Below are 16,803 nucleotides of genomic sequence, written 5' to 3'. Positions count from 1 at the left end.
AGGGGATTCATCCCCGATAGGCCGCAAAGCGGCCTTCTTTTCAATGGAGCGGACTGCTACGCAGTCCATCGGGGATAAATCCCCTCACCACAGGAAGAACTCACCTCCCTGAAGATCACTTGGTGCTGATTGCGCCATCCACCAGCGTTTGCGCTTCAGCCACCAGTTGCTTGAGGTGGTCATCGCCAATGAAGCTTTCGGCGTAGATCTTGTAGATGTCTTCGGTGCCCGAAGGACGTGCGGCGAACCAGCCGTTTTCGGTCATCACCTTCAAACCACCAATGGCCTGATCGTTGCCCGGCGCATGGCTGAGAATGCTCTGAATCTTCTCGCCTGCCAGTTCGGTCGACGTTACTTGCTCCGGCGACAGTTTGCTCAACAGCGCTTTCTGCTCAGGGTTGGCCTTGGCGTCTACGCGCACCGAGAACGGCTCGCCCAGCTCATCGGTCAGTGCGCGATAAGCCTGGCTTGGATCACGCCCGGTACGAGCAGTCATTTCCGCCGCCAACAACGCCGGAATCAGACCGTCCTTGTCGGTGCTCCAGACGCCGCCGTCCTTGCGCAGGAACGAAGCGCCAGCGCTTTCTTCGCCACCAAAACCCAGCGAGCCATCGAACAGGCCATCGGCAAACCATTTGAAACCGACCGGCACTTCGTACAGACGACGTCCCAGACGCTTGGCCACACGATCGATCAGACCGCTGCTGACCACGGTTTTACCCACGGCGGCGTCGGCGCGCCATTGCGGACGGTTCTGGAACAGGTAATCGATGGACACCGCCAGATAGTTGTTCGGTGCCAGCAGACCACCCGACGGGGTGACGATGCCATGGCGATCGTGATCCGGGTCGCAGGCGAAGGCCACGTCGTAACGCTCCTTGAGACCGATCAAACCTTGCATGGCATGGCTGGACGACGGGTCCATACGGATCTGTCCATCCCAGTCGACCGTCATGAAGCGGAAAGTCGGATCGACCTGCTTGTTCACCACATCCAGATCAAGACGGTAATGCTCGGCAATCGCCGACCAGTAGCGCACCCCTGCTCCGCCCAACGGATCTACACCCAGACGCAGCTTGGCGTCGCGGATGGCATCGAAGTCGATCACGTTGATGAGGTCAGCGACATAGGTGTTGAGGTAGTCGTGACGGTGGGTGGTGCTGGCCTTGAGCGCCTGCTCGTAGCTGATGCGTTTGACGCCTGCCAGCTTGTTGGCCAGCAGCTCGTTGGCCTTGGCTTCGATCCACTTGGTGATGTGGGTGTCGGCCGGGCCGCCGTTGGTAGGGTTGTATTTGTAGCCCCCGCTTTGTGGCGGATTGTGCGACGGCGTAATCACGATGCCATCGGCCAGGCCCGAGGTGCGGCCACGGTTGTAGCAGAGAATTGCATGCGAAACCGCCGGTGTCGGCGTGTATTCGTCACCTTCGGCGATCATCACGGTCACGCCGTTGGCCGCCAGCACTTCCAGCGCACTGGCCCCGGCCGGGGTCGACAGCGCATGGGTGTCGATACCGACGAACAACGGGCCGTCGATGCCTTGGGCTTCGCGATACAGGCAGATCGCCTGGCTGATCGCCAGAACGTGCCATTCATTGAAACTCAGGTCGAAGGAGCTGCCGCGGTGCCCGGAAGTACCGAACGCAACACGCTGGGTGGCAATCGAAGCGTCCGGTTGGCCGGTGTAATAAGCCGTTACCAGTCGCGGGATGTCGACCAACAATTCTGCTGGTGCCGGTTTGCCCGCAAAAGGACTGATAGTCATGCAAAACCTCTGAAATAGAGTGGTTCAGGAAATACAGCGCAGTTTACTGACAGTTCGACCGCAGCGCGACGGGATCTATCCGACAGATTTCAACGTTCATTCCAGCGGCGCCAAGCGCAACGCCTCTCCCAACCTCTCGAGCGCTCCGCCCAAGCCGCTCTCTCCGTGATCCAGCAGGTTCAGGCGCAGATGCCGACGGTGCAATCCCTGCAAGCTGAACAGTTCGCCCGGCGCAATCAACACCTGTTGCCTGAGCAGGCGCTGAAACACATCGCGCATGTCCACCGGCCGCCGTGCCCGCACCCAGACCGTCGCCCCACCTTGTGGCTCGACAACCTGCAGCGCTTCGCCCAGACGTTCGCGCAACAAGTCGATCATCGGCGTACGGCGTTCCTTGAGGAGCCGGCGAAGTACGTGCAGATGCTGGTCGACCCGACCGTTTCCATACAGCCGGGCAATGGCTTTCTGGCGAACGGGCGACAACCGGAACGAGCGCATCAGAAAATGCCGCTGCATTTCGTGCTTCCATTGGCGCGACAACACGTACCCGTAAGGCGCTTCGATACCGATGAATTTCTCGAACGTGGAGAAGACCAGCAGTCGGTCAGGGTCCAGTTGATCACGCAGACGCTCGACGCCCGTTGCCTCGCCCAGTTCACCGTAGCAGTCGTTTTCCAGCACCCAGGTGCCGTGCTCGCCAAGCAGGCCGGCGATCGCGTTGCGGTTATCCGCTGGAACCTGTGTACCGCGCGGCATGCACAGGCCCGAGGACAGCAGAATCAGCCGCACGTCTTCGGTCTTGAGCAGTGTTTCCAGCCGCTGCGGCTCCAGCCCGCCACAGGCCTGCAACGGCAGTTCGATTACACGCACCTCAGCCGCCTGCAGCAACCGCAGTATCACCCAGTCACAGGGCGACTCGACCAGAATGGTTGTGTGCCTGAGCTGCAGAACGGCCACCAGGATCTCCAGCACCCCGCGCATATCCGCGCCGATGTAAACATCCTCGGCGTGCCAGCACTGCTTTGGCGAGGTGGTATAGCGGGCCGCCAGGACGGCGCGTAATTCCAGTTCACCACAAGGCTGGTCGAGCAACGGCGGCTGGCGGGGATACTGGCGCAGCAGCTCACGCTCCAACAACAGCAATGGACTGTCCAGTGACTGCAGCGAAACCGGATCATCAGCATTCAACAAACGCATACCCGGGTGCCGCGCGTTGACATAGAGCGTTTCGAGCAGATCATTGCTCATGGCAGGTGGCGTCCCCCCCGAAACCGCCGTGGCGTAATACCCGGACTTGGCCACCGAATAGATCCGCCCTTCCTTTTCGAGCAACGAGTAAGCGTATTGAATGGTCGAGATCGACACGTTCAAGCGATCTGCCAACTGACGCAGCGATGGCAGCCTTGAATTGCCATCGCAAGCCGACTCGGCCATCAAGCGCATCAGGTATCGATAGACTGCCTGGTAGGCGAAACCGGATTCCCGTGCAGCCTTCATGAGGCGGACACCATAACCGTTGGTGCGCCCAAGGATCGCTCGCTCACTTCATCGTTCCACTGACCGGTCACCCACGCCGGCGCCATCGAGGCCTGCCGCGTCGAGTGCGGTCTCCAGTGTTTGCCGGGCCGCACCGTGCGCTGGCAAGGGTTCCATGGCGTAGAGGTGGCCGATGAGCCGAACCGGTAAACCGCTGACGTCCATCATCCACTGCATTACCTGCTCCGGGCCGTGCAGCCCCTGCATGGCCCGATGCAAATCAGGCAGCGCCACCAACATGCCGGGATGACAGCTGCGCAGAAACCGCTCGAGCCCGGCTCCACGCTCGATGAACGGCGTGAACAGCAGGCAGACCCATTGTGCTTCGTTCAGACCGTAAGTCTGGTGCAGCCAGCTCGCCGCTGCTTCGCGCAGTTCTTCCGTGGTCTGCCGTTGCCCCAATCTTGCGATCATCTGCTCGCAGACCGGTTCCGGCACCCGCTGCAGCTGCATGTTCGCCAGCATGCGCTGGACATGTTCCGAGAACCCCGCTTCATAGCTGCGATCGCTGAGGAACTCGGCTTCCAGGCCGCGTAAATGGGCCTCGATCAAAGGGTCGGCGTATTCGCCCTCACCCTGGTGAAACACCCATTCCTCTGCCTCGAACCCCAGAAACTCGCTCAGTAGCGGCCAGCGTTCTTCAAGATTGCCGACCGCCATGTCATGAATGTCGACAAATGTCGTGCGACGACATGACTCGAAGCCACCCTCGGGACGCCAGCATTGCCGCTCCGATTCGGAGTAAAAACCGCGATACAAATCCCCTCCCAATCCGTCCAGCAAAGCGAACAGCTCATCGAACGTCCCGGAATTCGGCGTCAGCGCCCCGATACCGGCCTTCTGCACGGCCCGGTCCAGGTCTTCGACAAACTGCTTCTGACGACGCGGCGATTCGCTGGCCAGCCAGGCATCCACGCCGTTACTCCAGCGAGCAATCTGGCCGTAAAATTCGGCCCAGGCCAGGCAGGCGTCGTCCCGCCACTCAAGCTTCTCGCCCCTGGCACGTCGATGCCCCATCATCAGCAGATTGGTGCGATGGGCGTCCGCGCTGTCCATTCCGAGTGGCGCCAGATGGTTGAACGGCAACACTTGTCGATGTTCCACCATGAGCAACTCGACACGGGGGTCGTCATACAGAAACAAGGCAGCGAAGCTGCGGTGCATGTTGTTCAGCGCCGCCGTCCCCGATTCGCTGCGGCGCAAGGTGGCCACACGTAACTGGAACGTGGCGGGGGCGCGGCCGGCAATACTCAACTGGGCGGCGCGCAGCAGCGCCAGCATGTAGCAACTGTCACGGGTACCGGATGGCGTCACCATGACCTTGTATTCACCCATGCGCTCCATTCCGCCGGCGGCGACCACCAGACGCTGGATCAGCAACTGCAGCGCTGTGCGCTCGGCTCTGGAAAAGAAACTCAGCAGGCGTTGCAATACTTGCTGGTAGACATAGTTCATTGCCTGATCATGAATCGTGCTCATCAGTACTTCACCCGGCATAAAAAATTCATATCGCGCATCAGCGATGACGCTGGCGCAATAAATTCATCAATAAGTAATAGACGATCAAATACTAACACTTATGATTTTGAAGTTATTTGAAACACTTGACGCAAGGAAGTCAGCAACCCCACCGCCTAAGACAACGTAAACCCCCGTCAGCATTGAGTTTTTTCTGATCAGAAAATATCTGAGGAAACTTCTTACAGCGTCCCACGAACATTGAGTACAACAAAAGCAGAACAACAATAGGAAATGCCCTACAGTCATTAAACAAAAACCGCTATATCCCCCATGAGGGGAAACGTTAAACGCGAAATGAAAAACAGAATGCACAGACATGGCTCATTCCTTGAGATGAAAGTAATCATTCAATTATCAGGGCTTATATGGCGAATAGAAGATACAGATGGCAGACAAAAACCGGTTCAGATGCACAACCGGCCACGCATCATGCTTGGTCTGTCTGATTATTTGCGAGAGGTAAAAACGCAAGAGTCCGTGGGGCCACGGACTCTGTTCGGAGGGCGTTACGCGGGTTCGACCTGAAGGGCGACCCGTTCGCGGCATGGGCATTCGTCCATGTAGCGATGTGCTTCGACGAACTCGTTGAACGGGAAGACCCGGGTCTTGAGCGGCAGCAGCACACGGTCGGCCGTAAGCTGATTGATATCACGCAGGGCACGCTGCAAGGCGACTTGATCCTGAACAATGCCCAACTCGGGTTTACCAGTGAAATTACCGATGCAGTGCACAAAGAACTGGATGTTTTTCTGGAACGCCGCACAGGCCGGGAATGGTGTCTGGTTACCACCCTGCAGACCATACAGAACCAGGCTGCCACGTGGCGCGAGCACATCGCCGAGCAACGACATCTGCGGGCCGCCAAGACCGTCGAACACCACATCGACGCCACGGTTGTCGGTGATCTTGTTGATTCGCATCAACAAGTCTTCTTCCTCGGTGACGATGACTTTCTCGGCACCCAGCGACAGCAGGTACTCACGCTCATCAGCGGTTTTCGTCGCGGCAATCACCCGCACACCCATGGCCTTGCCCAACTGGACAAAGGACGGACCGGCGCAATGGCTGGCATCAGTGACCAAGGCAAACTGCCCTGGTTTGACCCGCGCCAGATCCGCGTAGGCGAAGTAGGCGATCAACAACGGCGTGTAATGCACGCTGGCCTCAACCGGGCTGAGCACATCCGGATAACGGGTCAGCGCGGTACGTGGCAGCACGATCTGCTCGCCATACACCGGGTAATCGTTCGGGCTTTCGGCCGGGAAACTGGCCACCTTGTCGCCGACCGACAGATCGTCCACACCGTCACCGACGGCGGTGACCACACCGGCCATTTCATGGCCGAGACCGGACGGCAGGCGTGCCTGGGACGAGGCCAGGTTCTGACGCCATAGAATGTCGTACCAGCTGATGCCGATCGCCTCGACACGCACCTGCACTTCGCCAGGACCTGGCTGAGCGGCCGCATGCTCTTCGCATTTGAGCACCTCGGCCGGACCAAACTTGTGAAAACGGATCGTGCGGGACATCGCAAACCTCGTCAAAGTAACCTCTAATGCCCTGAACTCTATCTGGGCTTTTGACCCAAGACTATCAGTGGCTATTAATAGTCGACATGCCTGTCATTGATTCCGCAGTATGAACGGCATTGGCAAAATCGATGAAAAAATGCCGCCACCGGCCCGGTAAAGCTGAATTTAGCGGTGCAGAGTACCAGCCTTTCCCCGTAATATTCATGCCGGCCATTGTTCTCATATGGTCGCTCTCGTCAAGCTTGATGACTCTGCCAGGACTCCAGATGAATCGTAATGACCTGCGTCGTGTCGACCTGAACCTGTTGATCGTATTCGAAACATTGATGCACGAACGCAGCGTGACCCGCGCCGCCGAGAAGCTGTTTCTCGGCCAGCCGGCGATCAGTGCGGCGCTCTCGCGCCTGCGCAGCCTGTTCGATGACCCGTTGTTCGTGCGCACCGGACGCAGCATGGAACCGTCCGCCCGCGCGGTGGAAATCTTCGCCCTGCTCTCCCCGGCGCTCGACTCGATTTCAACGGCTGTCAGCCGCGCGGCGGAATTCGACCCCGCCACCAGCACGTCGGTATTTCGCATCGGCCTGTCCGACGACGTCGAATTCGCCCTGCTGCCGATGCTGCTCAAACGCCTGCGCGCCGAAGCACCGGGCATCGTCCTCGTCGTGCGCCGAGTCAACTACATATTGATGCCGGGCCTGCTGGCCTCCGGCGAAATCTCCATCGGCGTCAGCTACACCACCGACCTGCCGGCCAACGCCAAGCGCAAGGTGCTGCGTCGCAGCCAGCCGAAACTGCTGCGCGCCGACACCGTGCCCGGCCCGCTTAGTCTGGATGACTACTGCGCGCGTCCGCATGCACTGGTGTCGTTCGCCGGTGACCTCAGTGGCTTTATTGATGAAGAGCTGGAGAAACTCGGGCGCAAGCGCCACGTGGTGCTGGCCGTGCCGCAGTTCAATGGCTTGAGTACGTTGCTTGCCGGTACTGACATCGTCGCGACGGTGCCGGATTACACGGCGGATGCGCTGACGGCTGCCGGCGGCGTGCGGGCGGAGGATCCACCGTTGCCGACGCGCACGTTCGAACTGCATATGGCGTGGCGTGGGTCGCAGGATAACGATCCGGGGGAGCGTTGGTTGCGGTCGCGGATTCAGATGTTCTTTGGCGATCCGGACAGTCTCGAGCTGCCTGCGCATTAACCAGGCAGCCAGCGACTCAAGCCCCAGCCCGGCTGTTGCAATAAATCGACAGGCAGTAAAACGACAGCGCTGCCGCCGCCAGCATTCCGCCCACCACCCCGATGTAAGCAAAACCAAACTGGCTGCCCACCCAACTGCCCACCAGTGCCCCGCCGCCGATACCGATGTTGTAGATGCCTGAAAACAGCGCCATCGCCACGTCGGTGGCGTCCGGCGCCAGTACCAGGACTTTGGACTGTAACGCCAGCCCGAAGCCCATGATCGCCATACCCCAGAACACACTCAGCACGCCGAGGTAGGAGACGTTGCCGCTCAACGGCAACAGCAAAGCCAGGCACAAGGCGAGCACCGATACGCAGATGATCAGAAAGCGCTGGGGGTTATAGCTGTGCAGGTAGCTGAACAGCAGCGAGCCGAAGATACCGGCACCGCCGAATAGCAACAGCAGCAGCGTCACCACGTCGCCGCTCATGTTGGCCACGGTCAGTACGAACGGTTCGATGTAGCTGTAAGCGGTGAACTGTGCCGTCACCACCAGAGCCGTCAGAACATAGACGGCCACCAGCGCAGGTCGCTTCAGCAATATCGGCAGGCTCTTGAGCGAGCCTGAGTTCTGGCTGGGCAGCAGCGGCAGTACCTTCGCCAGGCAGAACACCAACGCCGCGGCAAAGCCTGCAATCACCATGAACGTGGTGCGCCAGCCCATGGCCTCGCCCAGCAAGCGGCCGAGGGGAATCCCCAGCACCATCGCCAGCGAAGTACCGGTTGCCAGCAAGCCCAAGGCCTGAACCTGTTTGCCCGGCGGTGCCAGGCGCACGGCCAGCGACGCGGTGATCGACCAGAACAACGCATGCGACAACGCCACACCGATCCGGCTCACCAGCAGTACACCGAAGCTGGTCGCCAGACTCGACAGAATGTGACTGGCGATAAACATCCCGAACAGCACAATCAGCAATTTCCGCCGCTCGACGTTGCGCGTCAGCAGCATGATCGGCAGCGACGTCAGAGACACCACCCACGCATAGATGGTCAACATCAGGCCGACCTGCGCGGTCGACATGTCGAAGCTGCTGCCGATCGAACTCAACAGACCGACCGGGACAAATTCAGTGGTGTTGAACACGAACGCAGCCAGTGCCAAGGCAATGACTGCGTACCAGTTGCCGTTGTTTGTCGCCGTAGAATCACTCATTTAAACGTCGTATTACTCTTTGATGATCGCGCGTAATTGTACGCAAGCGATCTGTGCCCATCTGTCGGTGTCTTGATACCGATTGCCGAATGTGTCGACGTTCAGGGGACGCATCATCAGAGGGTCAAGCCACACTGATCGGGTCCAATGCGGTAGAGCATACGAGGTCTTGATCAATCAATCTGCCTTGTTCACTGGCCCGAGTAACCTTTGACGCGCATGCAGTCATTGGTCAGGTCGATCTGTTTCTCCGCTATGACAATCCCGTCACCCACGGCGCTGCCCATGCCGTGGGTTTTATCGTTCGCTGCCGGGGTTGAATGGTAGCTGGCGGTCGCGGCCTTGGCCTGATACTGGCATTCAGCTTTATCGTGCTGGATATCAGCAGCACTGGCGCCGGGCCTGGACCAGTCCTGCACAGATGTCACACAGGCGCTCAACAGCGTCGCAAACAACGCAATCATCAATAATTTCATAGTGTGTACCGCCGATTGATTAAGGGCTGCTTACTTGCAGACGAATGTCACATTGGTTACTTCATTCGCAGGATCGAGCGGCAGGCGCGATTGCACGTCAAACACGTCGATCTGCTTGCCGAGCGATGCACATTTTTTCTCGGCGCCATCAAGGGCCATCCGACGGGCCTCGGAGTGCGTGTGTCGGGACTGCAGTGTCTTTGCCGAGACCTGGTACTCGTAGGGACCGAGTTTCAGGTCATGGGACTGCCAGACATAGTTGCCGACCAATGCAATTGCGCTCACAGCGATGATCATATTGAGTTTCATGGCCAGTATCGGACGCTGGATATTTGATTGCTCATCACGCCCACCCTTCTCTTTGAATCAAGCCTCATTGCTGTCATGCGAAAGTTCGGATGACACCCGGTGCAGTGTGTTGTGCAGGTTGAAGCCGCTCACTGTCACCGCAGAGCAATGATTGAGCAGCCATATGTTTAAGTGAAGAAAAACGCAGTATCTTTCAGCAAAGATTAGAAATACTTATCCAGAGCGACAGCCATGCAACTCGACGCAAAACAGATGCAGGCGTTCCTCGCTGTGGTCGACAGCGGCAGTTTCGAGAAGGCTGCGGAACGGCTAAACGTGACGCCGTCGGCGGTGTCGCAACGCATACACGCCCTTGAAGTGCGTCTGGGCAGCTCGGTTGTGGTGCGCGGGCGCCCGTGCGAGCCGACGCTGGCGGGTAGAAAACTGATGCTCTATCTGCGCCGTGCAACCGTGCTTGAAGAGGAACTGCTCAACGAGCTGAGCGGCGATGAACAGGATCACCTGCGCGTGGTGATTGCGGTCAATGGCGACACGCTGGCGACCTGGTTCTTTCCGGCACTGGCCGAGATCTTCGTCAGCGAGAATATTTTGCTCGACGTTGTGGTCGACGATCAGGATCACACCTATGCCTTGCTGGAAAGTGGTCAGGTTATTGGCTGCATCGGCACGCGTTCACAGCCTATGCGGGGATGTTTTGCCGAGTTGCTGGGGTCGATGCGCTATCAGTTGGTCGCATCGCCCGCGTTTCAGCAGCGCTGGTTTGCCAAGGGCCTGACTCGCGCGACTGCACGTAAGGCGCCGGTATTCGCCTATTCGCGCAAGGACACCTTGCAGTCGGATTTCATGCAGTCGCGTTTCGGTCTTACCGCAGACGCTTATCCCACGCACTACCTGTCACTTCCGGAGGCACGCCTCAAAGCCATACGCCGTGGACTGGGTTATGGAATGGTGCCGCACATGCAGGTCAGCGACTTGCTGAAAAATCGGGAGCTGGTGGATGTCGCGCCGGGGCATTTCACTGATGTTGAGCTTTACTGGCATGCGTGGGCGCTGCAATCACCGCGCATGGAAATGCTCTCCGAGCGCGCGGTACAAGCTGCGCGACGCCTGTTGAGCAGCAAAAGACCGGTGAAGCGCTCGACCATGCCGAGGAAGTAAGAGGTTTCGCTGCTGATCCTGTCTCGTCGTCAATATCGATCATTGCATTGGCAGCAACACAGAATTGCGTTGAAAAGATTGATAGCCCCCTAACGAAAGGTGCATGCTAGAGGGCTCGAATCGGTCTTATATCATTCCGAATGATAGTTACCTTTGCTTCATTCGATTCGTGCCATCACAGCCCGCCGAGCATCATCCGCCCATCTTCAATACATTGGCGGATGATTCCATGGAACAGTCACTCAAACATTTGCGCTTCCCCTTGGCCATGCTGGCCGTGCTGGTGATGAGCGCTTGCGGCAAGACTCCGGAGACTGCCGCCACTATGCCCGCTGCTAAAGTCAGCGTGGCCAAGGTGCTGGAACAACCGGTCAACGAGTGGGACGAATTCACCGGGCGCCTCGAAGCGCCGGAAACTGTTGAAATCCGTCCTCGGGTCTCTGGCCAGATCGACGAGGTGGCGTTCACCGAAGGTGCGCTGGTCAAGAAAGGCGACCTGCTGTTCCAGATCGATCCGCGTCCTTTCCAGGCTGAAGTGCGCCGCCTCGAAGCCCTGGTAGCCCAGGCCCGCGCCAATGCCACTCGCAGTGAAAACGAAGCCGGGCGTGGCGAACGTCTGCGTGCGAGCAACGCGATTTCCGCTGAACTGGCCGACTCGCGCACCAGCGCCGCTCAGGAAGCCCGCGCCGCCGTCGGCGCCCTGCAGGCGCAACTGGATCTGGCCAAGCTGAACCTGAGCTTCACCCGCGTCACCGCGCCCATCAGCGGTCGCGTCAGCCGTGCGGAAATCACCGCCGGCAACCTGGTGACTGCTGACACCACCCCGCTGACCAGCGTGGTCTCCACCGACAAGGTCTACGCCTACTTCGACGCCGACGAGCGTGTGTTCCTCAAATACACCCAACTCGCCCGCAACGGCCAACGTGGCGCCACCACCCCGGTGTACATGGGTCTGTCCAACGAGGACGGCAATCCGCACCTCGGTCAGATGAACTTCGTCGACAACCAGGTCAACCCGAAAACCGGCACCATCCGTGGTCGTGCGGTGTTCGACAACAGCGACGGCACCTACACCCCGGGCCTGTACGCACGCTTGAAACTGGTCGGCAGCGGCACCTACAACGCCATGCTGATCAACGACGAAGCGGTCGGTACCGATCTGGGCAAGAAGTTCGTGCTGGTGATGGATGCGGACAACAAGACCGCTTACCGCGCCGTCGAACTGGGGCCGAAGATCGAAGGCCTGCGCATTGTGCGCAGCGGTCTGAACAAGGACGACACGATCATCGTCAAGGGTCTGCAGCGGGTACGTCCGGGTTCGCCGGTGACCCCTGAAGTGATCCCGATGGCCAGCGAGCAGACCATTGCCGCTCTGGCTCAACAACGTCAAGCGCTGGAAGCCAGCAACCTGCCCAAAGTCGCACCCGCCAAAGGTGCACAGGGTACGGCTGTGAAGCTGGCCGCTACGACCCCACGCGGTTAAGGGACGACAACTCCGATGAATTTTTCCCAATTCTTCATTTCACGGCCGATCTTCGCAGCGGTGCTCTCGCTGTTGATCCTGATCGCCGGTGCGATCTCGCTGTTCCAGCTGCCGATCAGCGAATACCCGGAAGTCGTGCCACCGACCGTGGTGGTGCGTGCCAACTTCCCGGGCGCCAACCCCAAAGTCATCGGTGAAACCGTGGCCGCTCCGCTGGAGCAAGCCATCACCGGCGTCGAGAACATGCTGTACATGTCCTCGCAGTCCACCGCCGACGGCAAGATCACCCTGACCATCACCTTCGCTCTGGGCACCGACCTGGACAACGCGCAGGTGCAGGTGCAGAACCGGGTGACCCGGACCGAGCCGAAACTTCCCGAAGAAGTGACGCGCATCGGTATCACCGTCGACAAAGCCTCGCCCGACCTGACCATGGTTGTGCACTTGACCTCGCCGGACAAACGCTACGACATGCTCTACCTGTCCAACTACGCGATCCTCAACATCAAGGATGAGCTGGCGCGCCTGGGTGGTGTCGGTGACGTGCAGCTGTTCGGTATGGGCGACTACTCGCTGCGGGTCTGGCTCGATCCGAACAAGACTGCTTCGCGCAACCTGACCGCCACCGACGTGGTGACCGCAATTCGTGAACAGAACCGTCAGGTCGCTGCCGGTCAACTCGGTGCGCCCCCTGCCCCGAATGCCCAGAGCTTCCAGCTGTCGGTCAACACTCAGGGCCGTCTGGTCACTGAAGAAGAGTTCGAGAACATCATCATTCGCGCAGGCGATAACGGTGAAATCACTCGTCTGAAGGACATCGCGCGCGTCGAGCTGGGTTCCAGCCAGTACGCCCTGCGTTCGCTGCTGAACAACCAGCCCGCTGTAGCGATCCCGATCTTCCAGCGTCCAGGCTCCAACGCCATCGATATCTCGAACGAAGTTCGCGGCAAGATGGAAGAGCTGAAGAAAGGCTTCCCGCAAGGCATGGACTACAGCATCGTCTATGACCCGACGATCTTCGTACGCGGCTCGATCGAGGCGGTGGTTCACACCCTCTTCGAAGCGCTGATCCTCGTGGTGCTGGTGGTGATCCTGTTCCTGCAGACCTGGCGCGCCTCGATCATTCCGTTGGTGGCGGTGCCGGTATCGTTGATCGGTACGTTTGCAGTCATGCACCTGTTCGGCTTCTCGCTCAACGCCCTGTCGCTGTTCGGCCTGGTACTGGCGATCGGGATCGTGGTCGACGACGCCATCGTGGTGGTGGAGAACGTCGAGCGAAATATCGAGCTCGGACTGACCCCGGTCGAAGCGACCAAGCGAGCGATGCGTGAAGTGACCGGCCCGATCATCGCAACCGCGCTGGTGCTGTGTGCGGTGTTTGTTCCGGCGGCGTTCATCTCCGGCCTCACCGGGCAGTTCTACAAGCAGTTTGCGTTGACCATTGCGATCTCGACCGTGATCTCCGCGTTCAACTCGCTGACCCTGTCGCCAGCGCTGGCCGCTGTGTTGCTGAAAAGTCATGACGCGCCGAAAGACCGCTTCTCCAAAGTGCTCGACAAGATCTTTGGTGGCTGGTTGTTCCGTCCGTTCAACCGCTTCTTTGAAAAGGCCAGTCACGGTTACGTCGGTACTGTGCGCCGGGTCATCCGTGGCAGCGGCATCGCCCTGCTGTTGTATGCAGGCCTGATGGTGCTGACGTTCTTCGGATTCTCCAGCACACCGACCGGTTTCGTACCTGGCCAGGACAAGCAATACCTGGTGGCCTTCGCGCAACTGCCGGACGCCGCGAGCCTGGATCGCACCGAAGACGTGATCAAGCGCATGTCCGACCTGGCGCTGAAACAGCCGGGCGTGGAAAGCGCCGTAGCGTTCCCGGGCCTGTCGATCAACGGCTTCACCAACAGCCCGAACGCCGGCATCGTGTTCGTGACCCTGAAACCGTTCGACGAGCGTAAAGACCCGAGCATGTCCGCCGGTGCCATCGCCGGGGCCTTGAACGGTCAGTACGCGAACATTCAGGAAGCGTACATGGCGATCTTCCCGCCTCCGCCGGTACAAGGTCTGGGCACCATTGGCGGTTTCCGTCTGCAAATCGAAGACCGGGGCAACCTGGGTTACGACGAGCTGTACAAAGAGACGATGAACATCATCACCAAGAGCCACAGCGTGCCTGAGCTTGCGGGGCTGTTCACCAGCTACACCGTGAACGTACCCCAGGTCGATGCTGCCATCGACCGCGAAAAAGCCAAGACCCACGGCGTGGCCGTCAGCGACATCTTCGACACCCTGCAGATTTACCTGGGTTCGCTGTATGCCAACGACTTCAACCGTTTCGGACGCACCTATCAGGTCAACGTTCAGGCTGAGCAACAGTTCCGCCTCGAATCCGACCAGATCGGTCAACTGAAAGTGCGCAACAACAAGGGCGAAATGATCCCGCTGGCGACCTTCATCAAGGTCAGCGACACCTCGGGTCCGGATCGCGTGATGCACTACAACGGCTTCATCACTGCGGAAATCAACGGTGCGGCAGCCCCCGGCTACAGCTCCGGCCAGGCCGAAAAAGCCATCGAGAAACTGCTCAAGGATGAATTGCCGAACGGCATGACCTACGAGTGGACCGACCTGACCTACCAGCAGATTCTGTCCGGTAACACCGCGCTGTTCGTGTTCCCGCTCTGCGTATTGCTGGCGTTCCTGGTGCTCGCGGCGCAGTACGAAAGCTGGAGCCTGCCACTGGCGGTGATCCTGATCGTACCGATGACCCTGCTGTCGGCCATCACCGGGGTGATTGTCTCCGGCGGCGACAACAACATCTTCACCCAGATCGGCCTGATCGTACTGGTGGGCCTGGCGTGCAAGAACGCGATTCTGATCGTCGAATTCGCCAAGGATAAACAGCTGGAAGGTCTCGATCCGCTAGCTGCGGTACTGGAAGCCTGCCGTCTGCGTCTGCGGCCGATCCTGATGACCTCCTTCGCGTTCATCATGGGTGTGGTGCCACTGGTGTTCTCCAGCGGTGCCGGTGCCGAGATGCGTCACGCGATGGGTGTGGCGGTGTTCTCCGGGATGCTCGGGGTAACCTTTTTCGGTCTGTTGCTGACGCCAGTGTTCTACGTGTTGATCCGTAATTTCGTCGAGCGTGGCGAAGCCCGCAAAGCGTCCAAGGCGCAAGCTCTTCAAAAGCCACTGGAGGCGCAATAATGAGTCTGAAAGTCTTCCTGCCGAGTCTGCTGGTGCTGGCATTGAGCGCCTGCGCCGTCGGCCCCGACTACAAGACCCCAGCCACGGAGGCGGCCAACATCACGACCGCCACCGACGGCGCTGCCGGTCAGAAGAACTTTGACCGTTCGAAGTTCGAAGGCATCTGGTGGCAGCAATTCGACGATCCGACCCTCAACCAGTTGGTGACGCAATCGCTGCAAGGCAACCGTGAACTGCGCGTGGCGTTCGCCCGCTGGAAAGCCGCCCGGGCGATCCGCGACGACGTCAGCAACGATGCGATGCCGACCATCACCAGCCGCGCGAGCAGTGATCTGGCCAAGGGGCAAATCCCCGGCCAGACCACCAAACGGGTCAACAGCGAACGCTACGATCTGGGCCTGGACATGGCCTGGGAACTCGATCTGTTCGGGCGCATCCAGCGCAATCTGGAAGCCAGCGACGCCGATCAGCAAGCGGCCGAAGCCGATCTGTACCAGTTGCAAGTCACCATGATTGCCGAACTGGTGGACGCCTACGGTCAACTGCGCGGTGCGCAATTGCGCGAGAAGATCGCCGTGGCCAACCTGGAGAACCAGCAGGAGTCGCGCAAGATCACCATCAGCCTGCGTGACGCCGGCGTGGGCGATCAGCTCGACGTCGAACGTGCCGATGCGCGTCTGGCCTCGGTCGAAGCCAGCGTGCCGCAATTGCAGGCGGAACAGGTTCGGCAGAAAAACCGCATCGCGACCCTGCTGGGTGAGCGTCCGGACAAACTGACCGTGGATCTGAGCCCGAAAGACTTGCCGGCGATTGCCAAGGCCCTGCCGATCGGCGATCCGGGTGAACTGCTGCAACGCCGGCCGGACATCCTCAGCGCCGAACGCAAACTGGCCTCAGCCACCGCGCGAATCGGTGTGGCGAAGGCTGATCTGTTTCCACGGGTCAGCCTCAGCGGGTTCCTCGGCTGGACGGCCGGGCGTGGTTCGCAGATCGGCTCCTCGGCGGCCAACGCCTGGGCACTCGGCCCGAGCATCACCTGGGCGGCGTTCGATCTGGGCAGCGTGCGCGCTCGTCTGCGCGGCGCCGATGCCGACGCCGAAGGCGCACTCGCCACCTACGAGCAACAAGTGCTGCTGGCGCTGGAAGAATCGGAAAACGCCTTCAGCGATTACGGCAAGCGTCAGCAACGGTTGATCTCGCTGATTCGTCAGAGTGAATCGAGCCGCAAGGCTGCCGATCTGGCGGAAATCCGCTACCGCGAAGGCACCACCGACTTCCTCGTGCTGCTCGATGCTCAGCGCGAACGCCTGAATGCCGAAGACAGCCAGGCACAGGCCGAAGTTGATCTGTATCGCGGCATCGTCGCGATCTACAAGGCCTTGGGTGGTGGCTGGCAGCCGGAAACCGTCGCCAGTAAGTAATAGTTGTTAA

12 protein-coding genes are annotated in these 16,803 nt (G+C 59.6%); 5 read left to right on the top strand and 7 right to left on the bottom strand.

What is annotated here, in order from left to right; all coding sequences use genetic code 11:
- Positions 1-115: 115 nt before the first annotated feature.
- The 4 genes from pgm to J1G18_RS10030 form a co-directional block, all read right to left on the bottom strand.
- The gene (pgm, locus tag J1G18_RS10045; protein ID WP_096796764.1) at positions 116-1,762 is read right to left on the bottom strand and encodes a phosphoglucomutase (alpha-D-glucose-1,6-bisphosphate-dependent); all 1,647 of its coding nucleotides are present in this window, start codon (positions 1,760-1,762) and stop codon (positions 116-118) included.
- Between the two features lie 96 nt (positions 1,763-1,858).
- Complete coding sequence (locus J1G18_RS10040) at positions 1,859-3,259, bottom strand: PLP-dependent aminotransferase family protein (RefSeq protein WP_139053930.1); 1,401 nt, start codon at positions 3,257-3,259, stop codon at positions 1,859-1,861.
- Positions 3,260-3,307: 48 nt separating this feature from the next.
- Positions 3,308-4,777 (bottom strand): hypothetical protein, encoded by a 1,470-nt coding sequence (locus tag J1G18_RS10035; protein ID WP_223007584.1) that lies wholly within the window; start codon positions 4,775-4,777, stop codon positions 3,308-3,310.
- Positions 4,778-5,325: 548 nt separating this feature from the next.
- A complete protein-coding gene (locus J1G18_RS10030; protein WP_027612770.1) occupies positions 5,326-6,348 on the bottom strand; it encodes a zinc-dependent alcohol dehydrogenase family protein in 1,023 nt (340 codons plus the stop codon).
- A 269-nt stretch (positions 6,349-6,617) separates the two neighbouring features.
- Between J1G18_RS10030 and J1G18_RS10025 the strand changes: the two genes are divergently transcribed.
- A complete protein-coding gene (locus J1G18_RS10025; protein WP_007963542.1) occupies positions 6,618-7,547 on the top strand; it encodes a LysR family transcriptional regulator in 930 nt (309 codons plus the stop codon).
- Between the two features lie 16 nt (positions 7,548-7,563).
- Here J1G18_RS10025 and J1G18_RS10020 read toward each other — a convergent pair whose 3' ends face one another.
- From J1G18_RS10020 to J1G18_RS10010, 3 genes are all read right to left on the bottom strand, one after another.
- Complete coding sequence (locus J1G18_RS10020; RefSeq protein ID WP_223007583.1) at positions 7,564-8,742, bottom strand: sugar transporter; 1,179 nt, start codon at positions 8,740-8,742, stop codon at positions 7,564-7,566.
- Positions 8,743-8,933: 191 nt separating this feature from the next.
- Positions 8,934-9,206 (bottom strand): hypothetical protein, encoded by a 273-nt coding sequence (locus J1G18_RS10015; RefSeq protein ID WP_098964101.1) that lies wholly within the window; start codon positions 9,204-9,206, stop codon positions 8,934-8,936.
- A 42-nt stretch (positions 9,207-9,248) separates the two neighbouring features.
- Positions 9,249-9,527 (bottom strand): hypothetical protein, encoded by a 279-nt coding sequence (locus J1G18_RS10010; RefSeq protein WP_134786460.1) that lies wholly within the window; start codon positions 9,525-9,527, stop codon positions 9,249-9,251.
- A 231-nt stretch (positions 9,528-9,758) separates the two neighbouring features.
- On the opposite strand from J1G18_RS10010, the gene argP reads away from it, so the two are divergent.
- The 4 genes from argP to J1G18_RS09990 all read left to right on the top strand — a co-directional run bounded on the left by argP (position 9,759) and on the right by J1G18_RS09990 (position 16,793).
- The gene (argP, locus tag J1G18_RS10005) at positions 9,759-10,685 is read left to right on the top strand and encodes an HTH-type transcriptional regulator ArgP (protein WP_223007582.1); all 927 of its coding nucleotides are present in this window, start codon (positions 9,759-9,761) and stop codon (positions 10,683-10,685) included.
- Positions 10,686-10,914: 229 nt separating this feature from the next.
- A complete protein-coding gene (mexE, locus tag J1G18_RS10000; RefSeq protein WP_098964105.1) occupies positions 10,915-12,168 on the top strand; it encodes a multidrug efflux RND transporter periplasmic adaptor subunit MexE in 1,254 nt (417 codons plus the stop codon).
- Positions 12,169-12,183: 15 nt separating this feature from the next.
- A complete protein-coding gene (locus J1G18_RS09995) occupies positions 12,184-15,372 on the top strand; it encodes an efflux RND transporter permease subunit (RefSeq protein ID WP_223007581.1) in 3,189 nt (1,062 codons plus the stop codon).
- Positions 15,372-16,793 carry an efflux transporter outer membrane subunit gene (locus J1G18_RS09990; protein ID WP_027612754.1) on the top strand — a complete coding sequence of 474 codons (1,422 nt, stop codon included), beginning with the start codon at positions 15,372-15,374 and terminating at the stop codon, positions 16,791-16,793. Before J1G18_RS09995 ends, J1G18_RS09990 begins: the two co-directional genes overlap by 1 nt.
- Positions 16,794-16,803: the final 10 nt, after the last annotated feature.

Origin of the sequence: Pseudomonas sp. MIS38 (genome assembly GCF_019891575.1) — a bacterium.
Classification (GTDB): domain Bacteria; phylum Pseudomonadota; class Gammaproteobacteria; order Pseudomonadales; family Pseudomonadaceae; genus Aquipseudomonas; species Aquipseudomonas putida_A.
The sequence above is the reverse complement of the archived record's forward strand: the minus strand, read 5'-3'. Positions and strand labels throughout refer to the sequence as shown.